Origin of the sequence: Herbaspirillum sp. (assembly GCF_035644555.1) — a bacterium.
Lineage (GTDB): Bacteria > Pseudomonadota > Gammaproteobacteria > Burkholderiales > Burkholderiaceae_D > Herbaspirillum.
Window position 1 is genome coordinate 1 of record NZ_DASQOH010000019.1, and the last position, 12,067, is coordinate 12,067.

10 protein-coding genes are annotated in these 12,067 nt (G+C 64.0%); 2 read left to right on the top strand and 8 right to left on the bottom strand.

Annotation, left to right across the window (positions count from 1 at the left end):
• From VE092_RS06750 to msrP, 8 genes are all read right to left on the bottom strand, one after another.
• The coding region (locus tag VE092_RS06750) for a biotin/lipoyl-binding protein (RefSeq protein WP_324875107.1) at positions 1-686 on the bottom strand (686 nt) is incomplete at its 3' end.
• A 20-nt stretch (positions 687-706) separates the two neighbouring features.
• A complete protein-coding gene (locus VE092_RS06755) occupies positions 707-2,806 on the bottom strand; it encodes an ATP-binding cassette domain-containing protein (RefSeq protein WP_324875109.1) in 2,100 nt (699 codons plus the stop codon).
• An 817-nt stretch (positions 2,807-3,623) separates the two neighbouring features.
• Positions 3,624-4,532, bottom strand: a complete 909-nt coding sequence (locus tag VE092_RS06760; RefSeq protein WP_324875111.1) for an EAL domain-containing protein — start codon at positions 4,530-4,532, stop codon at positions 3,624-3,626.
• 55 nt (positions 4,533-4,587) lie between these two features.
• A complete protein-coding gene (locus tag VE092_RS06765; RefSeq protein WP_324875113.1) occupies positions 4,588-5,907 on the bottom strand; it encodes a TolC family protein in 1,320 nt (439 codons plus the stop codon).
• A gap of 304 nt (positions 5,908-6,211) precedes the next feature.
• A complete protein-coding gene (locus VE092_RS06770; protein WP_324875116.1) occupies positions 6,212-7,927 on the bottom strand; it encodes a tetratricopeptide repeat protein in 1,716 nt (571 codons plus the stop codon).
• Positions 7,928-7,997: 70 nt separating this feature from the next.
• Positions 7,998-8,699 carry a peptide-methionine (S)-S-oxide reductase MsrA gene (gene msrA / locus VE092_RS06775; RefSeq protein ID WP_324875118.1) on the bottom strand — a complete coding sequence of 234 codons (702 nt, stop codon included), beginning with the start codon at positions 8,697-8,699 and terminating at the stop codon, positions 7,998-8,000.
• Positions 8,700-8,761: 62 nt separating this feature from the next.
• A complete protein-coding gene (locus VE092_RS06780; RefSeq protein WP_324875120.1) occupies positions 8,762-9,406 on the bottom strand; it encodes a protein-methionine-sulfoxide reductase heme-binding subunit MsrQ in 645 nt (214 codons plus the stop codon).
• A gap of 12 nt (positions 9,407-9,418) precedes the next feature.
• Entirely contained in the window at positions 9,419-10,387 is a 969-nt protein-coding gene (gene msrP / locus VE092_RS06785; protein ID WP_324875122.1) for a protein-methionine-sulfoxide reductase catalytic subunit MsrP, read from the bottom strand.
• A 194-nt stretch (positions 10,388-10,581) separates the two neighbouring features.
• Here msrP and VE092_RS06790 point away from each other — a divergent pair, with 194 nt between their 5' ends.
• Together VE092_RS06790 and VE092_RS06795 are read left to right on the top strand one after the other, a co-directional pair.
• Positions 10,582-11,253: a heavy metal response regulator transcription factor gene (locus VE092_RS06790; protein ID WP_324875124.1), complete on the top strand. Its 672-nt coding sequence runs from the start codon at positions 10,582-10,584 to the stop codon at positions 11,251-11,253.
• On the top strand, positions 11,250-12,067 hold an 818-nt coding region (locus VE092_RS06795; RefSeq protein ID WP_324875126.1), incomplete at its 3' end, for a HAMP domain-containing protein. The genes VE092_RS06790 and VE092_RS06795, both read left to right, overlap by 4 nt.

Sequence of the window (12,067 nt, forward strand, 5' to 3'; positions counted from 1 at the left end):
ACCTGGGTGCGGTCTTCCAGTTGTTCACGCTGGGTATTCAGGTCTTCTTGCACCTTGGTCATGTCCACCAGGGCTTCCTGGAAGTATTTGTTGCGCTTGTTGTTGATCTGGGCGCGGATGTCGGCCACATTGCGCTGCAGACGCAGGACGTCGGCTCGGCCAACGTCACCGGTCTGTTCCAGGGCGCGGTTCATCTCCAGTTCCTGCGAGGCCAGGCCCAGCATGTCGTTGAGGGCCTGCAGGTCCTGGTCGATCAGGGCCTTGCGCTTGACGTAGAGGTCCTTCTGGTTGGCGATGTATTCCTTGTATTCCAGCAGGTCAGGATCGAAGCTCAGCGCATGGCCGTAGACTTCGGCGCGCAGGCGCGCCAGGCTGATGCGCAGGGCGGCGACCTTGGCGCGGCTGTCGTTGAGCGAGGTGTGGATGCGGTCCTGCTCCAGCACCATCAGCAATTGCCCCTGCTTGACCGCCTCGCCCTCCTTGACCAGGATCTGCTTGACCGGCCCGCCGTCGGGGGCCTGTACCGATTGCGTACGCGAGACCGCGATCACCTGGCCCTGGGCGCGGGTGACCTGATCGATGTGGCTCACCGCGGCCCAGATCAGCAGGAGCAGGACACTGGCCATGGACAGGCGCAAGATCCAGCGCGCCGAAACCAGCGGTTGATGCGAGTTCATGTTCTTCATAAGCGATTTCATTCCGCACCTCAGGCTGTGACACCGGGTGCTGCGGCGTGAGGTTCACCACGCAGGCGCGCCAGGACGGCATCCCGTGGGCCATCGAGAACGATCCGGTTGCCGACCACCACGATTACGCGCTCGACCATCGGCAGGAAGGCCGGCTTGTGGGTGACCACCACTAGCGTGCGTCCCCCATTGATCTCTTCGTTGAGTACGCTCAGGCAATGGCGCTCGAGGTCTTCATCCATGGACGCGGTGGGTTCGTCGAGCAGGAAGATGTCCGGCCGGCATAGCAGCAGCCGGGTGAACGCCACCAGCTGGCGCTGGCCGCCGGACAGGCCACGCCCCCCTTCCTGGATGGGCAGGTCCAGTCCTTTGGGATGCGCGGCCACCAGCCGCAGCAGACCGGTGCGTTCCATGACCCTGCGCAGCACCTCGTCGCCCGGGTCGGGCAGGCCGATCAGCAGGTTTTCGCGCAGGGTACCGACGAACAGCCGGTGATCCTGTTGCAGGTAGCCGATGTGCTGGTTCAGGGTCAGCCGGTTGATGTTGGCCATGTCCAGACCATCGAGCAAGATACGGCCCTGTTGCGGGCGATACAGCCCGGACAGCAGGCGCAGGATGGTGGACTTGCCGGCCCCGATCGGCCCCAGGATGGCGACCCGCTCACCTGCCTTGATGGAGAGCTGGTCGATGGTCATGGCATTGAGCAGGCTGCCGGCGTAGGTGAACTTGGCCTCTTCCACGCGGAACTCGCCGCGCAGGCTGTCCGGCGTCAGCTGGCGCTCGCTGCCCTGGTCGGTCTGCAGGGCATAGATCTTTTCCAGGCCGGCCAGGGTGGCCTTGGTGTGGGCACGCTGCACCATCAGGCCGGGTATCATCGCCACCGGGGCGAGGATGCGGCCACCGAGGATAGAGCAGGCAATCAGCGCCCCCATGGTGATCTGACCATTGATGACCAGAAAGGAGCCGACGATGACGGTGGTCGAATAGCTCAGTTGCTGCAGGGTGGCAGCAATGTAGCCGGCATGATCGCCGATGGCGCGCATGGCCATGTCGCTGCGGATCGATTCGGCGCTGACGTCAATCCAGCGCGACAGGAACTTCCAGCCGCCGGAGCCGGACTTGATGGTCTCGACGCCTTCAACGGTTTCCACCAGCAGGCCGGTCTTGAGGTTGGAAGCGGCGGCGCTCTTGTCGGCCAGGCGCACCACCTTGCGATTGGAGAGATAGCCGATGGCGATCGCGGCCAGGCCGAACAGCGTCGGCACCGCCGCCATCCAGGGGCTGGCGATGAAGGCGATCACCAGCACGAAGAGCAGGCCCAGCGGCAGGTCGACCAGGGTGAACAAGGTCTGGGAGGTATAGAAAGAGCGGATCTGTTCGTAGCCGCGCAACTGGCCGGCGAGGCTGCCGACCGACCCCGGCAACTGGTCCACGCGCACCGACAGCAGGCGTTCGAACAAGGCCTGCGACAGCTTGGCATCCAGGCCGGACACTACGGTATCCATGATGTGCGAGCGCGCGAACTTCATGCCCAGTTCGAACAGGATGGCCAGGCCGACGCCGATGGCCAGCACGATCAGCGTGGCCACCCCATGCGTCGGAATGACGCGGTCATAGACCTGCATGGAGAAGATCGACGCGCCGAGTGCGATGATGCTCATGACGACCGAGGCGATGACCACCTCGATGATGACCGGACGGAATTCGGCGAGGGCTTCCTTGAAGACGCGTTCGAATCCGTTTTGCCCGCCCTTGGCGGCCAGGGCAGCGAAGTCCACCTTGTAGACACCATCGAGCAGTTCGCCGTCGCCGATCAGCGCATGGCCTTCCTCGCTGATGAAGATCCAGCGGCCATCGGGGCGTTGGTCGACGATCAGTCCCCAGCCCCGCTCGCGCACGATGCCCAGGACCGGCAGACAGCTTCGGTCGGGGGTCTTCAGATGCTGGACCTTGGGCAGGCTCAGCGCGCCGCAGAGCAGGTTGAGGTCGATGTTGCCGTCCCCTGACTGCTTCAGCGCCGCCACGATGGCGGTGTCGAGCCGGACACTGTCGATCACGACGCCCTGACGGCGGGCGGCGGTCATGAGAGTCCAGGACAGGGACGAGGCCAGTTCGCTCATTGTGCGCTCCCTGCGATGCACAGGTTGCGGCCGCTGCCGCACCCCATGTGGTCCGAGAGTGTGGCCGGACTCGACGAAGCGGGCTGGCGGCGGCAGTGGAGGCGAAGAACGTTCTTTCTCATGGCGATTCGTTAGGTTTGGTATCAGGCGCGGCGGGAGTCTTTCCGCGAGGAAGGACGGACCGCAACGCATCATCGGGACATGCTCGGCTTGATCGACAGGGAAAGCAGCAGGTGGGACAGACACCCTCCGGCGATGCAAGCCGCGACGACTGAAATAAACAAGATTCCGCGTGATCGGTAGTGCATCGCCGTGCCAGCAGATACAGGCAACTACCGAGGGGAAGCGCGTCTTTCATCGCGCTGCGGCAGATCGTCAATTGAGGGCTATCATCTTTGAAAATATATAAATATTTAATTGTCTTTTAGGGCATTAAATATTTTTAAGCCTCGATATTTACTTAGAAAATTCCACTTTTATTTATTTTGTCTCTCACTATCGGATAAGCACGTCGTCAATCATCGAGACGCAGTGAGTCGGGATGAAAAAAATACCCTGCATGGCCATCCTCCGAACTGCGATGACGCCACGGAATCCGCTCCGGCAATGGTCTATAAAAAAACTCCCTCCGAGTTCTGCCGAAATCGGAGGGAGCCTGACGCTTTTCGTCACCTGGGGAACAGACAGAAAGTCGGTGCTAGTGACAGCATTGCCTTAAGACCATGAAAAGCAACGCAAAACTAACTTTATAGAGGGATTAGCATCTCGGAAATTGTTCTTTAGGGAAGATCAAATGCGGTATCGAAGCGACAAAGCGTCAATGCTTCACGGAAGAGAGTGGAAAAGTGATTTCCGCTGCACCGACCGAAGTACCGACGGCTGGTCCTTCACCTTCTTCCAGCGCCGGCACAGCCGCGACTGGACGGGCAAGCTGCACGGTGGAGGCCGCCGCCATCTCGACCGCGACCGCCCCGGGACAGGCGCAATGACGCAGGAAATCCGGGGCCAGCATGGGCCGCGCAAAGAACCATCCCTGCGCGTAATCGACGCCGGCCTGCTTGAGATAGCTGGCCTGCACCGGAGTTTCCACCCCTTCGGCAACGATCCTGAGCTTGAGCTGCCGCGCCAATTCGATGATGCAGGTAGTGACCGGGTGCGGCGTTGCATCCACGCCGATGCGTGAAACGAAGGAGCGGTCCAGTTTCAGGACATCACAGGGCAGCTCGTGCAGGTAGCGCAGGCAGGAATAGCCGGTGCCAAAATCGTCCAGCGCCACCAGATGCCCGTTGCCACGGGCACGGGACAGGGTCGCCATGCAAGCTGGCGACTCCATGCTGCTACCCTCGGTCACCTCCAGCCACAGCTGGGCCGAGGCGATGCCTGTCCCGGAGAGCTTCCTGCCGATGATGTCGAGTATCCGACCGCTGTTGATATCATGGGCCGGGATATTGATGGCCAGGTGCAGACCGGGATGATCACGCAGCATGGCGCCGGTCTGGGCGATGGCCTGGTCGAGGACCAGGTCAGTGATGGCGTCCAGGCAGCTGTGTCGCCGCGCCGCCGGCAGGAAGCGGTCGGGCGGGAGCAAGGCGCCATTCTCGCGCTGCCAGCGCACCAGGACCTCGGCACCGACGCAATGGCCATCCGCCAGGGCCACGATGGGCTGGTAGACGACGATGAATTCCTTGCGCCGGATCGCGTTCTTCAACTGCGTTTTATTGATCATCTCTCCCCCCGGCGTGCTGTCTGCGGCGATACTTGCGCCCGCAGCTGTTCCGAGTTCAGCGTACCTGGTCCAGTCCGTACGCCCACAGTTGCAGCTTGCGACCATCGGCGATGATCGTGGCCGTTACATCGGCCTTCTGCAGGTCCGTCTGCACCACTTCACGTACCGCGTTCATCACGTCCAGCCAGGACCGCCGGCCCGACAGGTATTGCCGGGTATAGGAGGCCAGCACCTCCTCGGCCGACAGCCCGACCTGGTCCAGGTTGCCGGCGCGGGCCAGGGCCTGCTGGTATTCGGTGAAGGTGGCGGCGATCTGCGAGACCAGCTCCAGGCGCGCCGCATCCACGGCCAGCACGGCCGACTGGTAACGTCCTTCTGCGGCGGCGACTTCGGAGCCCAACGACAGGCCGGCACCCAGCTGCATCTGCATGCCGACGAAGGCGCGGTTGTTGCTCGGCTGGTTGCGTACGCTGAAGTTACCGCGCTGATGCTCCAGGCGGGCATAGACTTCCGGCCAGTAGGATGCGCTGCGGATCTTGATTGCCGCCTCCTGGACCTTGGCATCAGCGCGCAGGCGCTTGAGCAGCGGGCTGCCATCGAGCATGGCCTCGGTAAGCAGCGCCAGGTCGTCATCGACCGGCTGCTTCTCGATATCGGCGCGCAGTTCATCGTCGCTCAGGGGCAGGCCGACCAGCTGTTCCAGCTGCAGGCGCGCCGACTGGCGACCGGCCTTGGCACCCAGCAGGTCAGTCAGCGCCTGGTCGCGACGACCGCGCACCAGCGTGACGTCGACCTTGGCGGCGGCGCCCTCCTTCTCGCGGCGCAGGCTCTGCGCCAGGAAATCCTCGAGCGCCTTCAGGTTCTTTTGGTTGGCGGCGGCGGCCAGGTCGGACCGCACCCACAGGCTGTATTGGGAAATGACCTGTTCGGCCAGGCGGAAGCGCTGCTCGCGCAGGCCCTCTTCGGCCGATTGCTGGTTGTGGCCGGCCTGCTCCAGCTGGGCCGACAGGCGTCCACCCGACCACAGGGTCTGCTGCAGGCGCAGCGTGACGACGGTATCGTCGCCGTTGTAGGAGAGGTCGGGGGAACTGGTCAGGCCGGCGCGTTCCACCGAGACCGAGGGCGTGGGGAAGAATTGCCAGCGCGCCGCCGATACCCCTTCGGCAGCCGCCTCGGCCGCTCGCTGGCGGGCCAGCGCGGAAGGATTGTTGAAGGCCGCCTGTCTGACCAGTTCACCCAGGGTGACAGCGCCGGCCGGGCCGCTCCAGCCGGCCACGGCGGCCGCCAGCGTGGCGGCCAGCAGCAGTGGATGACGTACGATGGCCAGGATAGGCCGCGGCCGGACGCGGCCGGGTTGCTTGAGTTTGTCGTTCATCTGCGATCAATTCCGGTTGTCTCGCCCGCATGGGCCATCGCGCGGCTGGCTTCGTCCCGGCGCTGAGGACAGCGACTGGCAGGAAACCTGACGGCTGCTCCCGGTGTTTCGACGAGGCAGCCGGAACGACCACGGACGCGGTCAGCGGCGGGAGATGACGCAGGACAAGAATGGGTGTTGGATGATCGCGGAAATACGAGAAGGGACTAATTGTCTGTTAGGGCAGAAGTCGGGAAACGGACTCGAATTATTTCGAGAAAATGAACCAAAAGGGTAAATCGCTCGCTCCTGCCCGCACATTCGCTCATGCGCTGCCGAGCGGGGTCACGGCCAATGCCGCCTTGAGCATGAGGATCACCTCATCCCATGCCCCGGCCTGCTGCTGGCGGAACAGCCGCGCGCGCGGATACCACGGCGAGTCGTGACGCTGCAGGAACCAGCGCCAGTCCGGCGCATACGGCAAGGCGATCCAGACCGGCAGGTCAAGCGCGCCCGCCAGATGGGCGGCCGCGGTATCGACGCTGATCAGCAGATCCATGCACGACAGGGCCGCAGCAGTATCGGCGAAGTCGCCGATACTGCCGCCGAGGTCATGCCAGTGCGGCCCGGCCTGCTGCAGCCAACGCGCATCGGCCTCGCGCAGGTCCGGCTGCAGCACGAAGAAGTCGAGGTCATCGCGTGCCTGAGCCAGCGGGGCGAAGCGCTCCAGCGGGATGGAGCGCCGCGCATCATTGACGTTGCCGGCGTTACCGGAACACACCAGCCCGATGCGCACCCTGCCCGGCAGCCGCGGCGCACGGGCGGTGATGCGGGCGGCCCATTGCTGCTGCAGCGCGGGTTCGGCAACCAGGTAAGGCAGCTCGGCGGGAATGGTGGCGACGCTGGTATTGCACACCAGCGGCAGGCTCATCAGCGGCAGCTGTGCATCGACTCCAGGCAGTTCCTGGCCGATGGCCAGCAGCCGAATACGGTCGGCGCAGGGCAGGCTGTGCATCAGCCGCAGCAGGCTGGACGGCAATTCCAGCACCACCTCCGCACCGGCTTGCACGATCTGTTGCACGTAACGGCTGAACTGGATGGTATCGCCCTGCCCCTGTTCGGCCCAGAGCAGGATGCGCTTGCCGAGCAGCGTGCTGCCGCCATTCCAGGCGGGAATGGCGGCGTGGCGATAGGGATCGGCGCCGCGCCCCTCCCAGCGCCATTCGTAGAGCGGCAAGGCTTCATCCAGCCGTCCCAGGGCCAGCAGGGACAGCGCCAGATTGACGTGGGCATCGGCATCGCCGGCATCGATGCGCAAGGCGCGGCGATAGCTGTCGATGGCTTCCTCGTGGTCGCGCAGGCGCGCCAGCGTGGTGCCGCGGCTGACGTGGGCATCCACCAGGTCCGGTGCCAGGATCAGGGCCCGGTCGTAGTAGCGCAGCGCCTCCGGGTAGGTCCCCAGGGCATGTTCGATCAGGCCGGCGGCCAGCCACAACTGGGCGGACTGGTCGTTCAGGCGCAGTGCGCGGTGGATGCTCTCGCGGGCTGCCTCCCACTGACCGGCACGCTCGTGCAGCAGCGCCTTGCGGTGCCAGGTATCGGCCCGGTCGGGATCGCGCTGCAGCGCCTGTTCCAGCAGGGCTAGCGCCTGTGGATCGTTACGGCCGGACGGCGACATGCCCTGCAGGGCGGCCGCGGCGGACACGAAGAATTCCGGTTGTGGATAGCCGGCTTCGATCAGGTCGCGGTACAACAGAAAGGCATCCTCGAAGCGGCCCTGCTCATAGAAAGCCCGGCCCAGGCGGTAGCGCAGGGCCAGAGCTTCGTCGCTGTCGGCATCGACCAACTGCAATGCCTGCTGCCAGGCCAGCGCAGCCTCCTCGAATCGCCCCTGCGCCGCGGCCACGCTGCCCAGCAGGTGCAGTGCGTCCTTGTGTCGGGGATGCTGATCAAGCAGGCCGAACAGCAACTGCTCGGCGGCAGCGTAGTCCTGCTGGTCGAAATGCTCGAGGGCGAGCTGGAGGGTGGCGTGAGAAGTCATGACGGGCAAAGAGAGACAGACCGCCTATTGTCTCATCCCTGCCCGCCCGGGTGCGCTAATCGGCGCCGTCTCAGCGCTTGAACACCAGCACCGGGTCGGTGCGATAGATGGCCGGATACATCTTCTGCAGGTTGCTGATCTTGGGCAGGTCGTTGTAGGCGATGTAGGGCTGGTTGGGATGCAGGGTGGCGTAGTCCTGGTGATAATCCTCGGCGCGGTAGAAGCCCTGCAGCGGTGCCACCTGGGTCACGATGGGCGCGGAAAACACCTTGGCCGCGTTGAGCTGGGCGATATACGCCTGGGCCGCCTGCCGCTGGGCGTCGCTGGCAGTAAAGATGGCCGACCGGTACTGGGTGCCATGATCCGGCCCCTGGCGATTGAGCTGGGTCGGATCGTGCGCCACCGAGAAATAGATCTGCAGCAGCTGGCCGAAGGAGACCTTGCGCGGATCATAGGTCACCTGCACCGCCTCGGCATGGCCGGTGGTGCCAGAGCTGACCATGGAATAGCTGGCGGTATCGGCCTTGCCGCCTGCATAGCCCGAGACGGCCTGCAGGACGCCCTGGGTATGCTGGAATACGCCCTGCACGCCCCAGAAGCAGCCGCCCGCCAGCACCACGGTCTCGCTGGGGGCGCTGGAAGCCAGCAAGGCCTTGCCGCTGGGCGCGGGAAGCGCCACCGCCGCTTCAGCGGCCTGAACAGAAGTGAAGGGAGCAGCCAGCGCCAGGCACAGGGCGGCCGCCGACGCAAGGACGATAGGTTTCAGGGACATGGAAGCTTCTCCGTGAGGGTCAGACGATAATGAACAGGGCGGCTGCGCCGCCACAAGCGAAATCAGGAGCGGACCGGGGCGCTCGTCTTGCCCTTGCGCCAGATCAGGCGCAGCGCCAGCATCACCCCCACCAGCACGGCAAACAGCAGGGGCTGGGCGATCAGGTTCTTGCCCGCCTTGTCCCACCAATAATGCAGCACACCCAGCGGCACGATCACGTACACCAACCGGTGCAGCGCCTGCCAGCGCTTGCCGCCCAGGCGCCGCACCATGCCGTTGGTACTGGTGATGGCCAGCGGAATGCTCAGCACCAGGGCCAGCACACCGACGGTAATGAAAGGCCGCTTGACGATATCCTTCCAGATCTCGCTGAGGTCGAAGAAGTGATCGAACCAGACGAAGGTCATGAAATGCAGACACAGATAGAAAAAGGCCATCAGCCCCAGCATGCGCCGCATGCGCACCAGCCAGTTCAGGCCGGTGATCTTGCGCAGGGGTGTCACGGCCAGGGTGATGCAGAACAGGTATAGCGTCCAGTCGCCGGTGCTATGGGTGATGAATTCCAACGGATTGGCGCCCAGCCCGCCGGTAAAGCCGAACACCACCAGCCGGACCAGCGGTACCAGGGTCAGCGCCAGGAACACCCACCACAGCAGGGTCACGCTGCGCGGCTTGAGGTTGCGAAGAACGGCGGGAGCGAGCTGCATCGGCGGTCCGCCTCAGAAGAACTTGCGCAGGTCCATGCCGCTGTAGAGGCTGGCCACGTCGTTATAGCCGTTGAACATCAAGGTCTTGCGCTTGGGTGCGAAAAAGCCGTCCTCGCCGATGCGGCGCTCGGTCGCCTGCGACCAGCGCGGGTGATCGACGTTGGGATTGACGTTGGAATAGAAGCCGTACTCCTGCGGGGCATACATGTTCCAGGCGGTCTTGGGCTCGTCCTTGACGAAGCGGATCTTGACGATGGACTTGGCCGACTTGAAACCGTACTTCCACGGCACGATGATGCGCACCGGCGCGCCGTTCTGGTTGGGCAGCACTTCGCCGTACATGCCCAGCGTCAGCAGGGTCAGCGGGTGATTGGCTTCATCCATGCGCAAGCCTTCGCGGTAGGGCCAGTTCAGGATGGGATCGCTGATACCGGGCATCTGTTTCTTGTCGGCCAGGGTGACAAATTCGACGTACTTGGCGTTGCCGGTCGGCTCGGCCTTCTTGATCAGGGCCGAGAGCGAATAGCCAATCCAGGGGATCACCATCGACCAGCCTTCGACGCAACGCATGCGGTAGATACGTTCTTCCAGCGGTGCCAGTTTGGTCAGTGCATCAAGGTCCAGGGTGAAGGGTTTCTTCACCTCGCCTTCGATGTCGATGGTCCAGGGCGCCGTCTTCAGGGTCCCGGCGTTCTTGGCCGGGTCGGCCTTGTCGGTACCGAACTCGTAGAAGTTGTTGTAGCTGGTGGCGTCCTTGTACGCCGTCTGCTTGTCCATCACCGCATAGGCGTTATTGAGCTTGGCCGGCAGCTTGCGCCCCTGCTGGGCAAAGGCCTGCGGCAACACCCCCATGCCGCCGGCCAGCGCCGCACCGGCCGCCACGCGGGTCATGAAGCTACGGCGCGACAGGTAGACATCCTGCGGCGTGATCTCGGATGCAGTCGGAATCTCGATCTGGTCGGGACGAATCTTGATCAGCATGGTGCGCTCCGGCAAAAAAGGGTGAGAGGCAAGACCTGGGCCTTGCCGATGTGAAGCCATGGTAAAAGCCAGGGGGTGACAGTCAAGTGGCAATTTGATGACAATTTTGTCATGAAGAAAAAGTCCGCCATTGCTAGAATCAACAGCATTTTCCCGCATCCTGCCCGCCTTTGCAGCGGCGCACTTCCCCACCCATGGCGATCCTGGTAATCGAAGACGACCCCAAGACCGGTGACTATCTGCGCAAGGGCCTGCGCGAGTCCGGCTATGCCGTCGACCTGGCCCGTACCGGAACCGACGGCCTGCACATGGCCCTGGAGCAGGACTACGACCTGGTGGTGCTGGACGTGATGCTGCCCGGCCTGGACGGCTGGCAGGTCATGAGTGCGCTGCGCAGCAAGCGCGACCTGCCAGTGCTGTTCCTGACCGCCAAGGACCATGTCGACGACCGCATCCGCGGCCTGCAGCTGGGCGCCGACGACTACCTGGTCAAGCCCTTTTCCTTCACCGAGCTGGTGCTGCGCATCCGTACCCTGCTGCGGCGTGGCGTCACCCGCGAAGCCGAAGTCTACGAAATCGCCGACCTGCAGCTCGATCACGTGCGCCACAAGGTCACCCGCCAGGGCATCCACATCGCGCTCACCAACAAGGAATTCATGCTGCTGCACCTGCTTATCAAGCGCCAGGGCGAGGCCCTCTCGCGCAGCGTGATCGCTTCGCAGATCTGGGACATGAACTTCGACAGCGACACCAATGTCGTGGATGTCGCCATCAAACGCCTGCGCGCCAAGATCGACGCCCCCTTCGACCGGAAACTGATTCACACCGTGCGCAGCGTCGGCTACATGTTCTCGGAAGACCCATGAGCGCCACCGTCCCGCTCGCGCCCGCGGTCCGTGGCTGGACCCTGACTGCCCGCGTCACCGCCCTGTTCGCGCTGATGACCAGCCTGGTGGTGACCGGCCTGGGTTTCTATCTGGACCGTGCTGCCAGCGATGCCCTGTCGCTGCGGGCCGACCAGGCGCTGATCGGTCGTGTCGAACACTTCCGCAACCTGATGCACGACCTGTATAACGTCGAGCAGATGGAACAACGGCCCGCCCTCTTCGAGAGCATGATGGGCAATGAGCAAGACGTACGCATCTTCCGGCGCCTGGGTGAAGGCCCCTTCATCCAGAGCAATCCCGACCACCTCACGCCGCCGGCCATGACGCCGCTTCCCGTGCGTACGCCGGTGACCTCGGCCAGCCTGCTGACCAGCGAGCGCGCCGATGGCGTGCGGGTGCGCTGGGTCTCGGCCCTGGCCGATGTGGGCAAGGGTGGCAAGGATGGCAAGGATGGAGAACTGGTCGAGATCGTCGCCGCCTACGTGATGGTGCAGGAAGACCAGATGATGCGCAGCTACCGCTGGCGCATCGCCGGCGCCGCCACCGGGGCGATCGTGCTGACCGCACTGCTGGGCTTCCTGCTGCTGCGGCGCGGCCTGCAACCACTGGAAGCGATGAGCCTGCGCGCCGCCCAGATCACCCCGGACCACCTCTCGGCGCGCCTGGAGCAGCACGGCATGCCGGCCGAACTTCGCCGCGTGGCGCTCTCCTTCAATGCCATGCTGGATCGCCTGGAAGCCGGCTACGACCACCTGGCGCAGTTTTCCGGCGACCTGGCCCATGAAATCCGCAC